The sequence below is a fragment of the Streptomyces sp. NPDC001606 genome (assembly GCF_053596835.1).
Genome location: NZ_JBSFHC010000009.1, coordinates 186,717 through 205,619 on the forward strand (window position 1 = coordinate 186,717; position 18,903 = coordinate 205,619).

At 71.7% G+C, this 18,903-nt stretch carries 19 protein-coding genes; 7 read left to right on the plus strand and 12 right to left on the minus strand.

Translation table 11 applies throughout. From position 1 onward, the window contains the following. Nucleotides 1-115: 115 nt before the first annotated feature. Both ACWCV9_RS18790 and ACWCV9_RS18795 read right to left on the minus strand, forming a co-directional pair. Nucleotides 116-1,483 carry a S53 family peptidase gene (locus ACWCV9_RS18790; protein WP_450787960.1) on the minus strand — a complete coding sequence of 456 codons (1,368 nt, stop codon included), beginning with the start codon at nt 1,481-1,483 and terminating at the stop codon, nt 116-118. A 214-nt stretch (nt 1,484-1,697) separates the two neighbouring features. Next, the gene (locus ACWCV9_RS18795) at nt 1,698-2,585 is read right to left on the minus strand and encodes a helix-turn-helix transcriptional regulator (RefSeq protein ID WP_450787962.1); all 888 of its coding nucleotides are present in this window, start codon (nt 2,583-2,585) and stop codon (nt 1,698-1,700) included. Between the two features lie 101 nt (nt 2,586-2,686). On the opposite strand from ACWCV9_RS18795, the gene ACWCV9_RS18800 reads away from it, so the two are divergent. Next, entirely contained in the window at nt 2,687-4,123 is a 1,437-nt protein-coding gene (locus tag ACWCV9_RS18800; RefSeq protein WP_450787963.1) for an MFS transporter, read from the plus strand. A gap of 27 nt (nt 4,124-4,150) precedes the next feature. Here the strand turns inward: ACWCV9_RS18800 and ACWCV9_RS18805 are convergent, their stop codons facing one another. Both ACWCV9_RS18805 and ACWCV9_RS18810 read right to left on the minus strand, forming a co-directional pair. Further along, complete coding sequence (locus ACWCV9_RS18805) at nt 4,151-4,741, minus strand: TetR family transcriptional regulator (protein ID WP_450787965.1); 591 nt, start codon at nt 4,739-4,741, stop codon at nt 4,151-4,153. 25 nt (nt 4,742-4,766) lie between these two features. Continuing rightward, nucleotides 4,767-5,777: an aldo/keto reductase gene (locus ACWCV9_RS18810; RefSeq protein ID WP_450787967.1), complete on the minus strand. Its 1,011-nt coding sequence runs from the start codon at nt 5,775-5,777 to the stop codon at nt 4,767-4,769. Nucleotides 5,778-5,944: 167 nt separating this feature from the next. On the opposite strand from ACWCV9_RS18810, the gene ACWCV9_RS18815 reads away from it, so the two are divergent. Beyond that, a complete protein-coding gene (locus ACWCV9_RS18815) occupies nt 5,945-7,060 on the plus strand; it encodes an endonuclease/exonuclease/phosphatase family protein (RefSeq protein WP_450787969.1) in 1,116 nt (371 codons plus the stop codon). A gap of 94 nt (nt 7,061-7,154) precedes the next feature. On the opposite strand, the gene ACWCV9_RS18820 is transcribed toward ACWCV9_RS18815, so the two are convergent. Beyond that, the gene (locus tag ACWCV9_RS18820) at nt 7,155-8,537 is read right to left on the minus strand and encodes a glycine--tRNA ligase (protein WP_385844681.1); all 1,383 of its coding nucleotides are present in this window, start codon (nt 8,535-8,537) and stop codon (nt 7,155-7,157) included. Between the two features lie 172 nt (nt 8,538-8,709). On the opposite strand from ACWCV9_RS18820, the gene ACWCV9_RS18825 reads away from it, so the two are divergent. The 4 genes from ACWCV9_RS18825 to ACWCV9_RS18840 all read left to right on the plus strand — a co-directional run bounded on the left by ACWCV9_RS18825 (nt 8,710) and on the right by ACWCV9_RS18840 (nt 11,836). Further along, the gene (locus tag ACWCV9_RS18825) at nt 8,710-9,669 is read left to right on the plus strand and encodes a metal ABC transporter substrate-binding protein (RefSeq protein ID WP_450787970.1); all 960 of its coding nucleotides are present in this window, start codon (nt 8,710-8,712) and stop codon (nt 9,667-9,669) included. Between the two features lie 11 nt (nt 9,670-9,680). Then, complete coding sequence (locus tag ACWCV9_RS18830; protein ID WP_450787972.1) at nt 9,681-10,451, plus strand: metal ABC transporter ATP-binding protein; 771 nt, start codon at nt 9,681-9,683, stop codon at nt 10,449-10,451. Nucleotides 10,452-10,461: 10 nt separating this feature from the next. Further along, nucleotides 10,462-11,364 (plus strand): metal ABC transporter permease, encoded by a 903-nt coding sequence (locus tag ACWCV9_RS18835; RefSeq protein WP_385844676.1) that lies wholly within the window; start codon nt 10,462-10,464, stop codon nt 11,362-11,364. A gap of 61 nt (nt 11,365-11,425) precedes the next feature. After that, nucleotides 11,426-11,836, plus strand: a complete 411-nt coding sequence (locus ACWCV9_RS18840) for a Fur family transcriptional regulator (RefSeq protein ID WP_450787974.1) — start codon at nt 11,426-11,428, stop codon at nt 11,834-11,836. Between the two features lie 89 nt (nt 11,837-11,925). Here the strand turns inward: ACWCV9_RS18840 and ACWCV9_RS18845 are convergent, their stop codons facing one another. The 4 genes from ACWCV9_RS18845 to recO are packed head-to-tail and all read right to left on the minus strand — an operon-like array spanning nt 11,926 to nt 15,471. Continuing rightward, nucleotides 11,926-12,459, minus strand: coding sequence for a hypothetical protein (locus ACWCV9_RS18845; protein WP_450787975.1), 534 nt, complete (start codon nt 12,457-12,459; stop codon nt 11,926-11,928). Between the two features lie 35 nt (nt 12,460-12,494). Then, nucleotides 12,495-13,820 carry a histidine-type phosphatase gene (locus ACWCV9_RS18850; protein ID WP_450787977.1) on the minus strand — a complete coding sequence of 442 codons (1,326 nt, stop codon included), beginning with the start codon at nt 13,818-13,820 and terminating at the stop codon, nt 12,495-12,497. Nucleotides 13,821-13,861: 41 nt separating this feature from the next. Then, the gene (locus ACWCV9_RS18855; RefSeq protein WP_450787979.1) at nt 13,862-14,698 is read right to left on the minus strand and encodes an isoprenyl transferase; all 837 of its coding nucleotides are present in this window, start codon (nt 14,696-14,698) and stop codon (nt 13,862-13,864) included. 26 nt (nt 14,699-14,724) lie between these two features. Continuing rightward, a complete protein-coding gene (gene recO / locus ACWCV9_RS18860; RefSeq protein WP_132783564.1) occupies nt 14,725-15,471 on the minus strand; it encodes a DNA repair protein RecO in 747 nt (248 codons plus the stop codon). A 107-nt stretch (nt 15,472-15,578) separates the two neighbouring features. On the opposite strand from recO, the gene ACWCV9_RS18865 reads away from it, so the two are divergent. Further along, entirely contained in the window at nt 15,579-16,814 is a 1,236-nt protein-coding gene (locus ACWCV9_RS18865; protein ID WP_450787981.1) for an AMP-binding protein, read from the plus strand. A 17-nt stretch (nt 16,815-16,831) separates the two neighbouring features. Here the strand turns inward: ACWCV9_RS18865 and ACWCV9_RS18870 are convergent, their stop codons facing one another. The 3 genes from ACWCV9_RS18870 to ACWCV9_RS18880 all read right to left on the minus strand — a co-directional run bounded on the left by ACWCV9_RS18870 (nt 16,832) and on the right by ACWCV9_RS18880 (nt 18,823). Continuing rightward, nucleotides 16,832-18,250: an MFS transporter gene (locus ACWCV9_RS18870; protein WP_450787982.1), complete on the minus strand. Its 1,419-nt coding sequence runs from the start codon at nt 18,248-18,250 to the stop codon at nt 16,832-16,834. 157 nt (nt 18,251-18,407) lie between these two features. After that, the gene (locus ACWCV9_RS18875) at nt 18,408-18,623 is read right to left on the minus strand and encodes a hypothetical protein (protein WP_450787983.1); all 216 of its coding nucleotides are present in this window, start codon (nt 18,621-18,623) and stop codon (nt 18,408-18,410) included. Beyond that, nucleotides 18,620-18,823, minus strand: coding sequence for a hypothetical protein (locus ACWCV9_RS18880; protein WP_450787985.1), 204 nt, complete (start codon nt 18,821-18,823; stop codon nt 18,620-18,622). Before ACWCV9_RS18880 ends, ACWCV9_RS18875 begins: the two co-directional genes overlap by 4 nt. Between the last annotated feature and the right edge of the window lie 80 nt (nt 18,824-18,903).

An 18,903-nucleotide genomic window follows, 5' to 3' on the forward strand; every position in this document is an offset into this window, starting at 1 on the left:
CGGGCGAGGCACCCTGCCTCTGCGGACAGGTAGATGCAGCCTCCACCCGGGGGGTTCCGTCAGCCGGTCCCGGCCGGTCTCAGCCGGCGTCGACCGGTCTCAGCCGTGCCGGCGGTCAGTGACCGCTCTTCGCCAGGGCCGTCACCAGGCGCAGGGCGTCCAGGGTGCCCACGCCGGTGGCCATGTCGTAGCCGTTGACCGCCTTGTAGCCGGTGACACCCTCGTAGCTGTTGTCGGTGCCGTCGTTGACGTCGACGATGCCGGCGCTCTTGTGCTTGTAGAGCGTGTACAGCGCCTCGTTGATGTGACCGAGGCGGTGCCCGGCGGCCTGGTCGGCGAGGGCGACGATGCCCGAGAACAGCGGGGAGGCCTCGCTGGTGCCGCCGGAGACGTCCCAGCCGGTGGCCGTCGGGTCGAAGCTGGAGTAGACCCAGGCGCCGCCGTTGACGGCCGCGGCCATCGAGATGTCCGGGGTGCCACGGCGGGTGCCGACGACCTTCTGCACGCCGTTCTGGAAGGAGGGACGGTTGAAGACGTGCGACTGGCCGCCGCCGCCCGCGCCGTAGTCGTTGTAGACGCTGTCCGGCTTGATGCGCTGACCCTTGTCGTTCAGGTGCAGCTGCGTACCGCCGATGGAGGTGACCAGCGGGTCGGAGGACGGCCAGGAGTTGACGCGCTTCTTGTAGTAGCCCTTGCCGTCCGCGGTGTTGTCCGTGGCGCCGCCGTCACCGGAGGAGGCGAGCACGGTCACGTGCTTGCGCTGCGCGTCCTGGAAGGCGTACCGCAGCTTCTTGATGCTGGTGAAGTCACCCTTCTCGAAGCCCGGGAAGGTGTTCTCGGTGGCACCGAAGCTCTGGCTGATGACGTCGCCGACCCCGTGGTCGATCAGGTACTTCTCGGCGCTCATCATCTCCGGCAGACCGGTGGTGCCCTCGGTCTCCGAGACCGCCGTCTCCACCAGGACGATCTTCGCGCCGGGCGCCACGGCGTGGGCCATCTCCACGTCCAGCGTGGTCTCGCCGGCCCAGCCGGTCATGTCGCTGTTCTTCGGGTCGAAGGCGGGGACGTGCCCCCACTTCACGACCTTGACCTTGGTGCTGGGCAGACCGAACTGCTTGCTGTAGACGTCCAGGTCGTGCTGGACCGTCGGGGAGCCGAACGAGTCGACGATGACGATCGTGCGCCCCTTGCCCGTGATGCCCTTCTTGTACAGCGCGTTCAGGTTGTACGCGGTGCGGTACTGAAGGGGGGTGTAGCAGGCGATCTGCCACTTGCTCTGGCACTGCGCGATGGGGAGCGGCTTGGCCACGCCGTGGACCAGCTGGTGTCCCGCGACCGCCGGCACCGCGAAGGTGTGCGGTACGGCGGCGGAGGCGGTGGTGTTGCCACCGGCCGGCGACGTCGTGGTCAGCGCGGCGGCGGCAAGGGCGGCGGTGACGGCCGCGGTGGCCGCGACGCCGCGCCCGGTACGGGCTATGTGCATGAATTCCCCTGAGAGAGGTCCGTGGTCGGACGTGTCCGTGATCGGACGAAGTGGTCACGCGCATCCCATCGAGTGAGTCATGCACAGAACAAGACCAGGTCAGGGTTATTGAACAGCCGATGTCGAAGCTTTTACCGGAACACCACCTCGGGTCGGCCCCTTTCCGGCCATGCGCTGCTGCGTCGGTTGCCGCCCGGGTACCCGGGCCGGCACGTCAAGCCCTGCTGAGCGCCAGCTCGTACAGCCGCTCCAGCCGCTCCGTGGTCTGCTCGTCCTTCGGGGTGTAGGTGACCATGCGGGCACCCAGCTCGGGGCCGAGCCACAGGTCCGTGTGTTCCAGGGTGAGCAGGCCGACGTACGGGTTGCGGAACTCCTTGGTCTTGGAGCGGGTGGCGACCACCTCGTAGCGCTCCCAGTTCTCGCGGAACGCGGGGTACTCCTTCAGCCGTTTGAGGAGCATCTTCCAGGCGGGTTCGCCGAGGTGCCCGGCGAGGGAGGCGCGCAGCCGGGCGGCCATCAGCCGCTGGGACTCCGCGAGGTGGACGACGGTCTGCTGCCAGCCCGGGTCGCTGTGCACGAGGATCATGCAGTTGCGGTCCTCGGGCGCGATGGCGTCCAGGTCGCCCAGCAGCAGGCCGTAGGTGCGGTTGTAGGCGAGGATGTCGTACCGGCTGTTCTGGATGCAGGCGGGGTTCGGGTCCAGCCGGTCCAGCAGGGTGCGCAGCGCCGGGGTGACGCCGGTGCAGTGCGCGGCGGGCGTCGGGTCGGTGGCCCCGGCCAGCTGGAAGAGGTGGGCGCGTTCGCTGGCGTCCAGCAGCAGGGTGCGGGCGAGGGCGTCCAGGACCTGCACGGAGACCTGGATGTCGCGGGCCTGCTCCAGCCAGGTGTACCAGGTGACGCCGACCGCGGAGAGCTGGGCGACCTCCTCGCGGCGCAGGCCGGGGGTGCGGCGCCGGGCGCCCCGGACCAGGCCCACCTGCTCCGGGGTGATCCGCTCGCGCCGGCTGCGCAGAAAGGCGGCCAGCTCCTGGCGGCGGATCTCGGAGGGCCGGCGCGGCTTCCGGGGGGCGGTGTCCTGGACAAGGGGCGGCGCGGTCGTCATGGTTCCAGGGTGCCGCCTGCGCCATCCTGTTTCCAGGTACTTCTGGTACCAGGATGAGGAGACTCTGGTACCACTCTGAGTGCGGGCGCAGGCTCGGTGCCATGAGCGAAACCGTCATCACCGCCCCGGCCGGCACAGCCCGGCCGGCGGCCGGTCCGCCGGGACTCGGCGGACTCGGCCTGTTCACCGTTCTGCTGGCCGCGGCGCTGCCGCTGGTCGACTTCTTCATCGTCAACGTCGCCCTGCCGGCCATCGGCTCCGGCCTGGCCGCGAGCGAGGCCGTGCTGGAGCTGGTGGTCGCCGGGTACGGGGTGGCGTACGCCGTGCTGCTGGTCGTCGGCGGACGGCTCGGGGACCTGTTCGGGCGGCGCCGGCTGTTCCTCGGCGGCATGGCCGCCTTCGGGCTGACCTCGCTGGCCTGCGGGCTGGCGCCGGACGCCTGGAGCCTGGTGGCGGCGCGGGTGGCGCAGGGCGCGGCGGCCGCCGCGATGCTGCCGCAGGTACTCGCCACCATCCAGGCCGCCACCAGCGGCGCGCGCCGTGCGAAGGCCATGAGCCTGTACGGCGCGACGGCCGGGCTGTCGATGGTGGCCGGGCAGATACTCGGCGGGGTGCTGGTGGCCGCCGATGTCGCGGGCACCGGATGGCGGTCGGTGTTCCTGGTCAACGTGCCCGTGGTCGTGGTCGGGCTGGTGCTCGCGGTGCGGTTCGTACCGGAGACCCGGTCGCAGCGTCCGGAGCCCGTGGACGGCCCGGGCACGGTGCTGCTCGCCGCGTCCCTGCTGACACTGCTGGCGCCGCTGACCGAGGGCCGGGCGGCGGGCTGGCCGCTGTGGACATGGCTGTCGCTGGCCGCGTTCCCGGTGGTGGCCGGGGCGTTCTGGGCGGTGGAGCGGCGGGCGGACCGGGCCGGGCGGACGCCGCTGGTGCCGCCGAGCCTGTTCGCGGTGGCGTCGATGCGGCGGGGTCTGGTGCTGATGGTGCCGTTCTCCATCGGCTTCGCCGGGTTCATGTTCGTGATCGCGCTGGCGCTCCAGCAGGGGGCCCGGCTCGGCCCGGTGCCGGCGGGGCTCGCGCTGGCCCCGATGGCCGTCGTCTTCCTCTTCGTCTCCCTCGCCGGTCCGCGGCTGGTCGGCCGGTACGGCACCCGGGTGGTCACCGCGGGGTCCGTGGCGCAGGGAGTGGGGGTGCTGCTGATCGCGCTGGCCGTGTGGCGGGACTGGCCGCACGTGGGCGTGGTGTCGCTGCTGCCCGGGATGGCGGTGGCCGGTGCGGGTCAGGCGCTCCAACTGCCCAATGTGATGCGGCTGGTGCTGTCCGAGGTGCCGACGGCGCGGGCCGGGGTCGGCGGCGGGGTGATGGTGACGACCCAGCAGTCGGCGCTGGCGCTGGGCGTGGCCACGCTCGGCACGCTGTTCCTCACCCTGGTCCCCCACCTCGGCATGCGGGACGCGCTGCTGGTCACGCTGCTGACCCAGGTGGGCGGGATCGTCCTGACGGGCCTGCTGAGCCTGCGGCTGCCGAGGTCGGTGGGGTGAGCCACTGCTGAAGGGGCGGGGCCCCGGTCAGGCCCCGCGGAGCCCCCGTATCAGCAGGTCCACCACCGCCCGGAACTCCTCCTCCACCCCTTCGCGCTGCCACTCCCGCGCGTAGCAGGGGTCGTGGAAGCGGCCGGTGGCCTGGAAGACGGCCCGGGCCGCGGCGGCGGGGTCGGACACGGAGAAGACGCCCGCCTCTGCTCCCGCCTCGACGATCCGGGTCAGCTGCCCGGTCAGGTCGGCGATGTGCTCACCGACGACCGTCCCGTTCTCGTCGGTGAGCACCGTGTAGGTCGCGAACAGCTCGGGATCGTCCCCGGCCTTGTGCCGCTTCGCCTCGAACAGCGCCGCGAGCCAGGCCCGCAGCCGCTCCTCGGGCGCGGTGTCCGCCATGACGATGCCGGCCAGCGCTTGCGAAGTCCGGTCCAGCCAGCGCTTGGTGACGGCGCCGCGCAGCACCGCCTTGGTGCGGAAGTGCCGGTAGACGCTGCCGTGGCTGACGCCGAGCGCGCGGGCCACGTCGACCACGGTGGCCTTGGCCGGGCCGTGGCGGCGCAGCACCTCCTCGGTCGCTTCGAGGATGCGCTCGGCGGTCAGGGTCTCGCTGGTCGGTGCCATGCCTAGACCGTACCCGGCGGCCGGTTCAGCGTTCGCTGTCGAGCATGGCCATCTGGGCGGGGGCGTAGCGCTCGCCGGCCGCCGCGTCCGCCGGGACGGCCTCCTCGATGGCGGCGAGGTCGGCCGCGTCGAGGACGACGTCCAGGGCGCCCAGCGACTCGCCGAGCCGCTGCCGGGTGCGGGCGCCGATCAGCGGCACGATGTCCTCGCCCCGGGCCAGCACCCAGGCGATGGCGAGCTGGGCGACGGTGGCGCCCTTCCGGTCGGCGATTCGGCGCAGGGCGTCGACCAGGTTCAGGTTGTGCCGGAGGTTGTCGCCCTGGAAGCGGGGCGAGTGGGCCCGGATGTCGTCCTCGGACAGCTGCCGTTCCGGGGTGAAGTGGCCGGAGATCAGACCGCGGGACAGGACGCCGTACGCCGTGATCCCGATGCCCAGCTCCCGTACGGTCGGCAGGATCTCCCGCTCGATGCCGCGGGAGATGAGCGAGTACTCGATCTGGAGGTCGGCGATCGGGGCGGTGGCGGCGGCCCGCCGGATGCTGTCGGCGCCGACCTCGCTGAGGCCGATGTGCCGCACGTACCCCTTCTCGACCAGCTCGGCGATGGCGCCGACGGTCTCCTCGACGGGCACGTCCGGGTCGAGGCGGGCGAGCCGGTAGACGTCGATGTGGTCGACGCCGAGGCGCTGGAGGGAGTAGGCGGCGAAGTTCTTCACGGCGGCGGGGCGGCCGTCGTAGCCGACCCAGTTGCCGGCGGGGTCGCGCAGGGCGCCGAACTTGACGCTGACGAGGGCCTGTTCGCGGCGGGCCGGCGGGGCGGTGCGCAGCGCCTCGCCGACGAGCATCTCGTTGTGGCCCATGGCGTAGAAGTCGCCGGTGTCGAGGAGGGTGACCCCGGCCTCCAGGGCGGCGTGGACGGTCGCGACGGACTCCGCGCGGTCGGCGTCGCCGTACAGGGCGGACATGCCCATGCAGCCGAGGCCGAGGGCAAAGACCTGCGGGCCGGTGGTTCCGAGGTTTCGGGTTCGCATCGTCATGGCCCTCACTCTGCCATGACAGGTGACAGATTTCAATATCTGTCACCTGTCATTTGTCAGCTCGCGTCGGCGCGGCCTCCGCCGGAGAATGGGAGATGCCGACGTGTAGCTCCTCAGGCGGCGCCTGCCGTCGGCCGTGCGGTGTTCGCGCCGCCGAGGAGGCCGCCATGGTCGTCCGTATCGCCACCTACAACACCGAGAACCTCTTCCGCCGGCCTGCCGCCTTCCGGCTCGCGGACCCGGCCCAGCGGAAGCGCGTACTCGACGATTTCGACACGTTGGTCGCACTGCTCGACAAGGCGACGTACACCGACGCCGACAAGAAGGAAATCGCCGACCTCATCGTGACCAACCGGGCCTACGACATCGATCCGGACAATCCTCCGCTGATCTTCGTCAACCAGAACCGCCCGGGCAAGACCACCGGACTCTTCGACCCTCCCCCTCCCGGGGCCCAGGTCCAGGACCTGACCATCCACGCGACCGGCCGCGGCTCCTGGGCCGGCTGGGTCGAACTGGTCCAGGACGACCTGGACATGACCGCGGTCCGGAACACCGCACAGGTGGTCGCCGAGGTCGGCGCGGACATCCAGCTGGTGGCCGAGGTCGAGGACCGGCTCACCCTGGACCTCTTCAACCGGCATGTCCTGGGCGCCGTCCAGGGCGCGCAGCCGTACCCCTTCAACCTGCTGATCGACGGCAACGATCCGCGGGGCATCGACGTCGGGATCCTCAGCCGCCGGGCGATCACCTCGGTCCGCCCGCACCTGTTCGACCCGGACCCGGCCCACCCCGACCGGCCCCTGTTCAGCCGCGACTGCCCCGAGTACGAGATCCAGCTCGGCGAGGGGACGACGCTGGTGCTCCTCGGCAACCACCTCAAGAGCAAGTTCCACGACGATCCGCGGCTGCGCCTGGCCCAGGCGCAACGGGTCGCGGAGATCTACCAGGCGGCGCTGGAGCGCACGCCGAACGTCGTGGTCGCCGGGGACCTCAACGACAGCCCGGACAGCGCGCCGCTGAAGGCGCTGCTCGACACCGGTCTGCGCGACGTGATGAGCCACCCGTCCTACCAGGGCGACCCGGGCACCCACGGCACCTGCCGCTCGGCCCGGGACAAGCTGGACTACATCCTGTTGCCGCCCGCCCTCTTCGACAAGGTGCAGCGGGTCGGCCTGGAGCCGAGGGGCATCTTCGAGCACCAGGACCACTTCGACTCCGTGCACTCGAAGCTCGACGAGGCATCGGACCACGCGGCGCTCTTCGTGGACCTGGACATCTGAAGCGACCTGGACATCCGAAGCAGAAACGCCCGCCCGCCCAGCCGACGGAGTCGGATGAGCGGGCGGGCGGGAGACAGCCTGAACGCCGCCGGCGTCAGCAGCCGAGCAGACGCTGGGCCAGGTAGCCCTCGATCTGGTCCAGCGACACGCGCTCCTGCTTCATGGAGTCACGCTCGCGGACCGTGACCGCGTTGTCCTCGAGGGTGTCGAAGTCGACGGTCACGCAGTACGGCGTACCGATCTCGTCCTGGCGGCGGTAGCGGCGACCGATCGCACCGGCGTCGTCGAACTCGATGTTCCAGTTCTGCCGCAGCGCCTGGGCGAGACCCTTGGCCTTGGGCGACAGCTCGGGGTTGCGGGACAGGGGCAGCACCGCGACCTTGACCGGGGCCAGCCGGTGGTCGAGCCGCAGCACGGTCCGCTTCTCCATCTTGCCCTTGGCGTTCGGCGCCTCGTCCTCGACGTAGGCGTCGAGCAGGAAGGCCAGCATGGTCCGGCCGACACCCGCCGCGGGCTCGATGACGTACGGCGTCCAGCGCTCGCCGGCCTCCTGGTCGAAGTAGGAGAGGTCCTGGCCGGAGGCCTTGGCGTGCGCCGACAGGTCGTAGTCGGTGCGGTTGGCGACGCCCTCCAGCTCGCCCCACTCGCTGCCGCCGAACTGGAAGCGGTACTCGATGTCGGCGGTGCGCTTGGAGTAGTGGGAGAGCTTCTCCTTCGGGTGCTCGTACCAGCGCATGTTCTCCTCACGCAGGCCCAGGCCGGTGTACCAGTTCCAGCGCTGCTGCATCCAGTACTCCTGCCACTGCTCGTCCTCGCCCGGCTTGACGAAGAACTCCATCTCCATCTGCTCGAACTCGCGGGTGCGGAAGATGAAGTTGCCCGGCGTGATCTCGTTGCGGAAGGACTTGCCCATCTGCGCGATGCCGAACGGCGGCTTGCGGCGCGAGGTGGTCTGCACCTGGGCGAAGTTGGTGAAGATGCCCTGGGCGGTCTCGGGACGCAGGTAGGCGACGGAGCCGCTGTCCTGGGTCGGGCCGAGGTGGGTCGACAGCAGGCCGGAGAACTGCTTGGGCTCGGTGAACTGGCCCTTGTTGCCACAGTTCGGGCAGTTGATGTCGGCCAGGCCGTTCGCCGGGGCGTGGCCCTTCTTCTCCTCGTACGCCTCTTCCAGGTGGTCGGCGCGGAACCGCTTGTGACACGCGGTGCACTCGGTCAGCGGGTCCGTGAAGGTGGCGACGTGACCGGAGGCCACCCAGACCTCGGAGGCCAGGATGACGGACGAGTCGATACCGACGACGTCCTCGCGCGACGTCACCATGTAGCGCCACCACTGGCGCTTGATGTTCTCCTTGAGCTCGACACCGAGCGGTCCGTAGTCCCAGGCGGCCCGCTGACCGCCGTAGATCTCACTGCACGGGAAAACGAAGCCACGGCGCTTGCTCAGGCTGACGATGGTGTCGATCTTGTCGGCGGCCACGGTGCTCTCTTCATGACGATTACGGCGACTGGCGTTGAAGCGGAGATGCTTCCAGCTTGCGAATGATTCAGGTTACCGGCGCAGGCTCCCCCAGAACCAAATCGGCCCCCTGCTCGACGGCCCCCACCAGGCTTGTTGACAACGGTTTCCATATTTGTTGAAAATGACTGTCATGAACGTACGACGACGCCTCATACCCGCCGCCGCGGTCGCCGCGGTCACCGCCCTCGGGATCGGCACCCTCTCCGCCTGCTCCGGCGACAAGGCGGAGGCGGCGAACACCGGAAAGTTCGACGTCGTCGCGTCCTTCTACCCCATGGCCTTCCTGGCCGAGCAGATCGGTGGCAGCCATGTGCACGTCACCACGCTCACCTCCCCCGGCCAGGAACCCCACGACCTGGAGATCAGCCCCCGGCAGATCGCGGCGCTCGACGACTCCGACGCCGTCCTCTACCTCAAGAACCTCCAGCCCGCCGTCGACTCCGCGGTGGCCCAGTCCTCGGTCGGCACGAAGATCGACGCGGCCTCCCTGACCACCCTCGAGGACCACGGCAACGAGGTCGGCGGACACGCCGCCGCGCACGACAGCCACCAGGGCGAGGAGGCGGGCGGCAAGGACCCGCACGTCTGGGTCGACCCGGTGCGCTACGCCAAAATCGCCCAGGGCGTCGGCGCAGCCTTCGAGAAGGGCGACCCGAAGCACGCGGCCGACTACCGCAAGAACACCGCGGCCCTGGTGAAGAAGCTGAACGGCCTGGACGCGGAGTTCCGAAGCGGGCTGGCGCACACCCGGACCAAGGTCTTCATCACCACGCACGCCGCCTTCGGCTACCTCGCCGAGCGCTACGGCCTCACCGAGGAGGCGATCAACGGCCTCGACCCCGAGTCGGAGCCGAGCGCCGCCCGGGTGAAGGACCTGGAGAAGATGGCCAGGGCCGACGGCGTCTCCACCGTCTTCTACGAGACCCTCGTCAGCGACAAGACCGCGAAGACCATCGCGGGCGACGCCGGTCTCAAGACGGACGTCCTCGACCCGATCGAGGGCATCACCGGCGCCTCCCGCGGCACCGACTACTTCTCCGTCCAGCGAGCCAACCTCAAGGCCCTCCAGCAGGCGCTGGGCGCCAAATGACGGGAGATGCGATGACCAACGAGCCTGTCATATCCCTGCGCGGGGTCACCGCCGAGCTGGGCGCCCGTCCCGTGCTGCGCGGCATCGACCTCACCGTCGGCCGCGGCGAGGTCGTCGCGCTGCTCGGCGCCAACGGCTCCGGCAAGTCCACGGCGATCCGCACGATCATCGGCCAGGTGCCGGTCAGCGGCGGCACGGTCGAGCTGTTCGGCACCCCGCGCCGCTCCTTCCGCGACTGGGCGCGCGTGGGCTACGTGCCGCAGCGCACGACGGCGGCGGGCGGTGTCCCGGCGACGGTGACGGAGATCGTCTCCGCGGGCCGGCTGGCCCGCACCCGCTTCGGCGTCTTCCGCAGGGCGGACCGGGAGGCCGTGCACCACGCCCTGGACCTGGTCGGCATGGCCGACCGCGCCAAGGACTCGGTGAACGCCCTCTCCGGCGGCCAGCACCAGCGCGTGCTCATCGCCCGCGCCCTGGTCGCCGAGCCCGAGCTGCTGATCATGGACGAGCCGATGGCGGGCGTCGACCTGGCCAGCCAGGAGGTGCTCGCCCGCACCCTCGCGGGGCAGGTCGAGGCCGGTACGACCGTCCTGCTCGTGCTGCACGAACTGGGCCCGCTGGAGCCCCTGATCGACCGGGCGGTCGTCCTGCGCGACGGCTGCGTGCTGCACGACGGCCCGCCCCCGAAGGCCCTGGGCCAGCACGCCCTGCCCGGCCACGACCACGTACACCCGCACGCGCCCGCGGCCGCCGAACCGCTCCGCACCGGCCTGCTGAGCTGATGGAGCTGTGATGGACTTCCTCGACTACGCCTTCATGCAGCGGGCCCTGCTCGCCGCCGTCCTGGTCGGCATCACGGCCCCCGCGGTCGGCATCTACCTCGTCCAGCGCCGCCAGGCCCTGATGGGCGACGGCATCGGCCACGTGGCCATGACCGGCGTCGGCCTCGGCTTCCTGCTGTCCACCTCCCCGGTGTGGATGGCGACCGCCGTCTCCGTCCTCGGCGCGGTCCTGATGGAGCTGATCCGCTGGTACGGCAGGACGCGCGGCGACATCGCCCTCGCGATGCTCTTCTACGGCGGCATGGCCGGCGGCGTGATGCTGATCAACCTCGCGCCGGGCGGCTCCAACGCCAACCTGACCTCGTACCTCTTCGGCTCCCTGTCCACCGTCTCGCAGTCCGACGTGACCGCGATCTGCGTGCTCGCCGCGCTCGTGCTGCTGGTCACGCTGGGCCTGCGCCGCCAGCTGTTCGCGGTCAGCCAGGACGAGGAGTTCGCCCGGGTCACCGGGCTGCCGGTGCGCGTGCTGAACCTGCTGACCGCGGTCACCGCGGCGGTCACCGTCACGGTCGCCATGCGCGTGGTCGGCCTGCTCCTGGTGTCCGCGCTGATGGTGGTGCCGGTGGCGGCGGCGCAGCAGCTCAGCCGCAGCTTCGCCGCGACCTTCGCGATCGCCGTCGCGATCGGGGTGGCCGTGACCGTCAGCGGCACCGTCACCTCGTACTACCAGGACGTCCCGCCCGGTGCGACGATCGTCCTCCTCACCATCGCCGCGTTCATCGCCCTGACCGCGCTCGCCACCCCGCTGGCCCGGCGACGCGCCCGCGCGGCAGCCGCGGCCCAGCCCTCCGGAGACCCCGCGGAGTGCTCGATTCCGGCCACGCGGAGCGCATCCGACGAGGTCGGCGTCTGACCGCGCACCGCCCGGGCTGGCAGAATGGCCCGGGCAGACAGCGAGACTGAGGAGGCAACCGGTGACGACCGCTGGACCGCCCGTGAAGGGCCGCGCGACCCGGCAGCGGGCAGCCGTGGCGGCGGCGCTGGACGAGGTCGACGAGTTCCGCAGTGCGCAGGAACTCCACGACATGCTCAAGCACAAGGGCGACTCGGTCGGACTCACCACCGTCTACCGCACGCTCCAGTCCCTCGCCGAGGCCGGTGAGGTGGATGTTCTGCGCACCTCCGACGGCGAGTCGGTGTACCGCCGCTGCTCCACCGGTGAACACCACCACCACCTGGTCTGCCGCGCCTGCGGCAAGGCGGTGGAGGTGGAGGGCCCGGCGGTCGAGAAGTGGGCGGAGGCGATCGCCGCGGAGCACGGTTATGTGAACGTGGCGCACACGGTGGAGATCTTCGGCACCTGCGCGGAGTGCGCCTCCGGCTGAGCGGGGGTGGGTCACGCTCCATCGCCGGGCGCGGCTCCGTGGGGGTTGCTCGCGCAGTTCCCCGCGCCCCTGAAGGGGCAGCTCCCCGCTCAGACTCGCCTGATGTGCCGGTCCAGGAGAGACCTCAGGCGGTCCGCGTCCGCCGGATCGGTCAGCGCCCGCTTCGGCAGCAGCGTCATGCACCGCGCGTTCCGGTCCCCGCTGAACAGTGCGAAGGAGTCCACCGTCTCCCGGTACACCGGCCGCGCCCCCCACTCCTGCACCACCGTCACATGCTCCGCGCGCACCGTCACCCCCTCCTCGTTCACGGTCACCCGGCACGCCCCGCTCACCTCGGCCACCCGGGCCAGCCGCCGCGCCTGGAGCACCGGTGTCACGGCGAGCCCGACGCCGCAGTAGATCATCATCAGGACGGGGAAGAGATCCACCCGCCCGCCGGCCAGCTCCGCCGCGGCGGTCAGTGCGAAGGCGAGGAACATCAGGCCCAGCACCCCCGTCGCCAGCCGGCTCGACCTGCTGATCTTCCGCCGCGCCCGCAGCGCCGACACGAAGTCGCGCGGCTCCGGCCGAAACGCCAGCTCGACCGTCTCCCGGACGGCCTCCCGCCCCATGTCCGTCGTCACGAGGCGGGATCGTACATGCGTCCCGCGGCCGTTGATCAGCCGCGTCCGAAGCAGCGTTCCAGCTCGTCCAGGTCGTAGAACGTGCTGCCCTCGGCGATCGGGCGGCAGCCCGACCTGAAGGGTGTCTCGCGCTCGTTGTAGAGCATGCGGACGAGGTAGCGGCCGTCCTTCTCGTAGACGTCCCACTGGATGTTCGCACCGAGCGGGGAGACCGCGGCGCCCCGCCAGGGGTTGCCGGCGTACGTGTACGGCTCGCCCGGCGTCGCCGGCCGGGTGCTGCCCGGCAGGCCCATCAGCGCGGCCAGCGGGATGATCTCCTCGGCGTGGGTGAAGCGCAGCTCGGCGCCGAGGTCGCTGGTGCCGTCCCGCTTGGCCTCCACCTGCCGGAAGAAGTCGTCCAGCAGGACGTCCGCCATCCGGTAGGTGATGTCGCTGTCGGCGAAGCCGGGCCCCTTCTCGTAGAAGTCCTCGGCGTCGGAGAGGTAGCCGAACCAGGCGGCGTCCGACCGGGAGATGTACCGCTCCATGCCCCAGCCCCTGCCGTCGGGGCTCTCCTCGCTCATCGCGGGCGCGATGGCGTACAGGTTGTAGACGGCCTCGGCGGCGCCGACGGGGTCGGGGATCTGGGCGACGAACGGGTCGGTGAACAGCCGGCGCAGCACGCTGCGGGCGTGGTCGAGCGTGGCGGGCTGTCCGGTGATGCCCGCGAGGGTGTCCTTCAGGCGCCGGTCGTTCGCGAGGTAGTCGCGGTAGGCGGCGCCGCCGGCCGCCTTGTGGAAGTAGAGCAGGTCCTTGTCCGTCCGGGCCGGTCCGATCAACGGCGCGAGGGCCGGATCGGTGTCGGCGAGGGCCCCGGCGAAGACGGTGCCGCTGTCGACGGCGCGGCCCTGCCCGGAGCTGACGACGTCGATCTTCTCCCCGTCGTCGGCGATCTTCGCGAACAGCGACGGCAGCCGGTGTGCCAGCCTGACCGCCGTGTCCGTCAGTTCCTGCTTGCCACGCCCGCTGAGGTTGCCGTAGCCGACCCGGGCCATGGCGGCCTCCAGGGCTTGCACCCGGGGCCCGAACTCCTCGCCCTTGTGGGTGAGTCGGCCGGCGGCCCGGGCCTTGTCCCACAGGGCGAGGACCAGGTCGCCGTCCGTGCCGGCGGTGGCCGCGCGGGAGCCGTGCCGGGAGACGTTCTCGGTGAGGACGGCGGTGTAGCCGGCCGGCGGCTGCTGGTAGCGCTGCGGGTCCTGCCCGCCGGCGTACGGGGCCTTGGTGCCGTAACTCTCGCGGTGCGCCGGGCCGTCGGCGGCGTGCGCGGGCAGCGCGGCCAGGAGCAGGGCGCCGAGGGCGAGCAGCGGGGTGAGACGTCTCATGGCCCGTATCCTCGGCAGCCCCGGTGAACCGCCGGTGGCGGTCAGGTGGCCGGCTTGCCCTCCATGGCCAGCAGTTCCTCGTTGGGGATGGCGCCGCCGAACCGCCGGTCGCGGGAGGCGAACTCGACGCAGGCGCGCCACAGGTGGCGGCGGTCGAAGTCGGGCCACAGCACGTCCTGGAAGACCATCTCGGCGTACGCGCTCTGCCAGAGCAGGTAGTTGGAGGTGCGCATCTCGCCGCTGGGGCGCAGGAACAGGTCGACGTCCGGCATGTCCGGGTAGTACATGTACTTCTGGAGCGTCTTCTCGTTCACCTTGGCCGGGTCGAGCCGCCCCGCCGCCACGTCCTCGGCCAGCGCCTTGGCCGCGTCGGCGATCTCGGCGCGTCCGCCGTAGTTCATGCAGAAGTACAGCGTGAGCAGGTCGTTGCCCTTCGTCTGCTCCTGGGCGACCTGGAGTTCCTTGGCGACGGACTTCCACAGCTTGGGCATCCGGCCCACCCAGCGCACCCGGATGCCGAGTTCGTCGAGCTGGTCCCGGGTCTTGCGGATGAAGTCGCGGTTGAAGTTCATCAGGAAGCGGACCTCGTCGGGCGAGCGCTTCCAGTTCTCGGTGGAGAAGGCGTACAGGGAGATGTTGCGGACGCCGATCTCGATCGAGCCCTGGAGCACGTCCAGCACCCGCTCGGCGCCGACCTTGTGTCCCTCGGTGCGCGGCAGCCCGCGGTCCTTGGCCCAGCGTCCGTTGCCGTCCATGACGATGGCGACGTGGTTCGGGACCAGCTCACCCGGGAGCCTCGGCGCACGGGCACCCGACGGGTGCGGCTCCGGCGCCTTGTGCTCGCGCCGCTGGCGCCCCAGGATCCCGCGTACGACCATGTGCCTCTCGTCTCTCTTCGTGGGTGTTACTTCTCGACGTACCTGAGCGAACGCAGTCCGCGCTCCAGATGCCAGTGCAGGTAGGCGGACACCAGCCCGCTGCCCTCCCGGACGTACCGCGCCTCGCAGGCGTCGGCCGTCTCCCAGTCTCCCGTAAGCAGCGCGCCCAGCAGAACCAGGGTCTGCGGGGACGGTACGACGCTTCCGGGCACCCGGCAGTCGGCGCAGACGGAGCCGCCGGAGGCCACCGAGAAGAACCGGTTGGGGCCGGGCATCCCGCACTTCGCGCAGTCGCCGAAGCTCGGGGCGTAGCCGTTGACGGCGAGGGAGCGCAGCAGGAAGGCGTCGAGGACGAGATGCGGTGCGTGCTCGCCCCGCGCCAGGGTCCGCAGCGCCCCGACGAGCAGCAGGTACTGCTGGACCGCCGGCTCGCCCTCGTGGTCCGTGAACCGCTCGGCGGTCTCCAGCATGGCCGTCCCGGCGGTGTACCGGGCGTAGTCGGTGACGATCCCGCCGCCGTACGGCGCGATGGTCTCGCTCTGCGTGCACAGCGGCAGACCGCGCCCGACCAGCTCGCTCCCGCGGGCGAAGAACTGCACGTCCACGTGGGAGAAGGGCTCCAGCCGGGCGCCGAACTTGGACTTGGTCCGGCGCACGCCCCGGGCGACGGCGCGTACCCGGCCGTGACCGCGGGTGAGCAGGGTGATGATCCGGTCCGCCTCACCCAGCTTCTGGGTGCGCAGCACGATGCCGTCGTCGCGGAACAGACTCATGGACACCATTCTCGCCCAAGCGCTCCCCTGCCTCTGCCGTTGAACAATATGTTGAAGGCGGCGCGACGACGACAGGGCAAGAACGCTCCGGAAGGAAGGTGCCGCCCATGCCGCTCGACGGCTTCACTCCCTGGCCCGAGGACACCGCGCCGGCCTATCGCCGGGCCGGCCACTGGCAGGGCCGTCCGCTGCCCGGGCTGCTGCACGACTGGGCGCGTGAGCACGGCACCCGCACCGCGCTGGTGCACGGCACGGCCCGGCTGACGTATTTCCAGCTGGACCGCCGGGTGAGCCGGACGGCCGCCGGTCTGCGGATGCGCGGCATCGAGCCGGGCAAGCGGGTCGTGGTGCAACTGCCGAACACGGCCGAGTTCGTCGTCGTGCTGTTCGCGCTGATGCGGGCCGGGGCGGTCCCCGTGCTCTCCCCCACGAGCCACCGGGAGGCGGAGACCGCGCACCTGGTGGCCGCCACCGAGGCCGTCGGCTATATCGGCCCGACCGTGCACCGCGGCTTCGACCACGCGGCGGCGGCCGCCCGGATCGCCGCCCGCTCGACCTCGCTGCGCCGGATCCTCACCCTGGCCCCGCCGGGCGAGCGGGCGGGCGGCTTCTCGATGCTGCCGGGCGGGACCCTCAGCTTCCCGCTGCACACCCTGGACGAGGCCCCGCTGGCCGACCGCGCCCTGGACGCCTCCGACGTGGCGTTCCTCCTCGCGTCCGGCGACACGGCGGCACCCGACCCGGGGGCACCGCCGCGGCTGGTCCCCCGCACCCACGACGACTACGCCTGCCAGCTCCGGGCCGCGGCCGGGGCACTGCCGCTCACCCCGGAAGACGTGTACCTGGCGGCGCTGCCCGCCGACTCCCCCGTCACCCTCGGCGGCCCCGGCATCCTCGGCACGCTCGCGGCGGGCGGCACGGTGGTCCTCCTCGACGACCCGGCGCCGGACACGGCCTTCGAGGCGATCGAACGGGAACAGGTGACGGTCACCTCGCTCACCCCCGGCCTCGCCGCCCGCTGGCTGGACGCCCTGCCCGGCACTCCGGCGGACCTCGGGTCGCTGCGCACCGTCCAGCTGGTCGGCAGCGCGCCGGCCCCCGACCTGGCCGCGCGGCTCGAGCCCGCCCTCGGCTGCCGCGTCCAGCAGGTGTACGGCCTGGCGGAGGGGGCGCTCCTCGCCGACGGCCGCCCGGTCTGCCCGGCCGACGAGATCCGCGTCGACGCGGGCGAACTCCTCGTCCGGGGCCCGCACACCGCACGCGGCTACTACCGCTCCCCCGGGCCCGACGCCCACGCCTTCACCCCGGACGGCTTCCTCCGCACGGGGGTCCGGGCCGGATGACTCCACCGGCACGTGGGTCAGGCGGCGGCTTTCCCGGCCCTGGCCTGCTGTGCCCGGGGGCGCGTCGCGGTCCGGGCGAGGAGGGCGTCCTCCAGCGTTGCGGCGTGCGGGTGCGGGTTGGTGCGCGGGCGGACGTAGCGGAGGGCGGCCGGCGGGGCCCCGGTCAGCGGCAGGTAGAGGATGTCCGGGTCGGGGTGCTGGGCGGCCACCGACTCGGGCAGCACCCCGACGCCGCGGCGGGCGGCGACGGCGTGCATGTACTCCTCGATGTTGGTGGTCTCCGCGCCGATCTCCGGGGTGTTGCTGCGCGGCCAGTCCTCGGGTGTGAGCGTGCCGCTGAGGGTGTTGACGACCAGGCACCGCCGGCCCAGGTCCCGCCAGGTCACCGTGGACTGCACGGCCAGGGTGGAGCGCCGGGAGACGGCGGCGACCCGGGGTTCGCGCAGGAGTTCCACGGAGGTCAGCCGGGGGTCGTCGACCGGGCCCCACAGCAGCGCCGCGTCGACGGCGGCGTCCCGCAGCCCCGCCGTCCGGTCGTCGACACGGACCGGCTGCACGAGCACCTGGTGCCGCTCCTCCATGTGCTCGATGGCCTGCCGGCCGAGCTTCATGGGGAAGCCCCAGGCGTAGCCGAGGCGGAACGCGGGCTGCGGCTCGGGGGGTTGCAGGGCGGCCTCCAGCCGCGGCAGCAGGGTGCGCAGCTCGGCCTGTAAGCGGCGGCCCTCCAGGGTGAGCCGCGGGTGCCGGGTGCTGCGGTCCAGCAACGACCGGCCCAGCACCTCCTCCAGACGCCGGATCTGTCGGCTGAGGGTGGGCTGCGACACTCCGAGGCGGTCGGCGGCCCACGTGAAGTGCTGTTCCTCGGGCAGCAGGGTGATGCCGGCCAGGGCGACCGCGCCGAGGGCGGTGATCAGCCAGAGCGTGCCGCGCCAGCCGACGTGCTCGGCGATCAGGACGCCCAGCGGGACGCCGACCATCGTGCCGATGCTCATGCCGCCCATCACCAGGGCGAGGCTGCGCCCCCGGCGTTCCTCGCCGACCAGTCCGGCGGCCGTGGCGGCGGCCATCGGCGAGTACAGCCCGGCGCCGATACCGGCCAGCGCCCGGGCCAGCAGCAGCACCGGCAGGGCGGGGGCGAGGGCGGTGAGCGCGTTGCCCGCGGTGAACACGACCAGGGCACAGGCGAGGACGATCTTCGCCGGGCGCCCGGCCAGCGCGGCGGCGAAGACGGGCGCCGCGAGGGCGTAGCAGAGGGTGAACACTGTCACCATCTGGCCGGCCGAGGCCTCGGAGACGCCCAGGTCGTCCGCGACCCGGGGCAGCAGGCCGGCCATCACATAGGCGTCGAGTCCCAGCGCGAAGGCGCCGAGCGCGAGCAGCAGGACGCGGCCGCCGTGCGCGGGCCGCCCCCTCGGGTCGTCGTACATTCCCGTCATCCCCGTTCCGGTGCGTGTCGTGCCGGGTCAGTACAGGCAGGTACGTGCTCCCTACACCAATACCGGGTCCGCAAGATTGATGCGGATGATGAATGGCCGCAGTTCAGGCGGGGTCCGACCGGTCGATGAGTCGCTGCTCACAGTGCGGCCCGGCCCTCTAGGGCACCTCCCCCCGGCTGCGGGCGTTGGCGTAGGCCGTCGCCGCGCTGAGCCGCTCGGCGGGGGTGGCGGGCCGCACGAGCTGGGGGTCGGCGTCCCATTCACGCCCTCCCCCATAGGCTCTGAGCTGGATGTACGGCCCCACGTGCCCCATCACGATGCCGACGCGTCCGGTACGGCCGTCCACGACATGGCTGCCGATGACGGGCTTCACTCCGAAACACCCCCGCCCACGGCTGCCGTAAGCCGGCGCGCGGTCTCCAGAGAACAGCGCCCCAATTCCACGAGCGGCCGGGGCACCTCCCGGGCAAGGGACACCGGGTCCAGCCCGAGCGACGGCAACATGATTCCGGCCTTTTCCAGGGCCGACCGCAATTCCCTCAAGGCCTCCTCGGCCTCTTCGATTCCGGCCATGGCGTGCCCCTCCTTTTCCGGGTTCCACTCTTCGCACATCCAGAGTGACGCTCCGCCCCTACACTCGGCAGGTGTCTGCG

Excerpts from the sequence above, each read along its gene's own strand:
- ACWCV9_RS18790 (WP_450787960.1), bottom strand. The coding sequence starts at position 1,483 with ATGCACATAGCCCGTACCGGGCGCGGCGTCGCGGCCACCGCGGCCGTC.
- ACWCV9_RS18825 (WP_450787970.1), top strand. The coding sequence starts at position 8,710 with ATGAACGTACGACGACGCCTCATACCCGCCGCCGCGGTCGCCGCGGTC.
- ACWCV9_RS18800 (WP_450787963.1), top strand. The coding sequence starts at position 2,687 with ATGAGCGAAACCGTCATCACCGCCCCGGCCGGCACAGCCCGGCCGGCG.
- recO (WP_132783564.1), bottom strand. The coding sequence starts at position 15,471 with ATGAGTCTGTTCCGCGACGACGGCATCGTGCTGCGCACCCAGAAGCTG.
- ACWCV9_RS18810 (WP_450787967.1), bottom strand. The coding sequence starts at position 5,777 with ATGACGATGCGAACCCGAAACCTCGGAACCACCGGCCCGCAGGTCTTT.
- ACWCV9_RS18795 (WP_450787962.1), bottom strand. The coding sequence starts at position 2,585 with ATGACGACCGCGCCGCCCCTTGTCCAGGACACCGCCCCCCGGAAGCCG.
- ACWCV9_RS18835 (WP_385844676.1), top strand. The coding sequence starts at position 10,462 with ATGGACTTCCTCGACTACGCCTTCATGCAGCGGGCCCTGCTCGCCGCC.
- ACWCV9_RS18865 (WP_450787981.1), top strand. The coding sequence starts at position 15,579 with ATGCCGCTCGACGGCTTCACTCCCTGGCCCGAGGACACCGCGCCGGCC.
- ACWCV9_RS18850 (WP_450787977.1), bottom strand. The coding sequence starts at position 13,820 with ATGAGACGTCTCACCCCGCTGCTCGCCCTCGGCGCCCTGCTCCTGGCC.
- ACWCV9_RS18870 (WP_450787982.1), bottom strand. The coding sequence starts at position 18,250 with ATGACGGGAATGTACGACGACCCGAGGGGGCGGCCCGCGCACGGCGGC.
- ACWCV9_RS18815 (WP_450787969.1), top strand. The coding sequence starts at position 5,945 with ATGGTCGTCCGTATCGCCACCTACAACACCGAGAACCTCTTCCGCCGG.
- ACWCV9_RS18805 (WP_450787965.1), bottom strand. The coding sequence starts at position 4,741 with ATGGCACCGACCAGCGAGACCCTGACCGCCGAGCGCATCCTCGAAGCG.
- ACWCV9_RS18830 (WP_450787972.1), top strand. The coding sequence starts at position 9,681 with ATGACCAACGAGCCTGTCATATCCCTGCGCGGGGTCACCGCCGAGCTG.
- ACWCV9_RS18880 (WP_450787985.1), bottom strand. The coding sequence starts at position 18,823 with ATGGCCGGAATCGAAGAGGCCGAGGAGGCCTTGAGGGAATTGCGGTCG.
- ACWCV9_RS18855 (WP_450787979.1), bottom strand. The coding sequence starts at position 14,698 with ATGGTCGTACGCGGGATCCTGGGGCGCCAGCGGCGCGAGCACAAGGCG.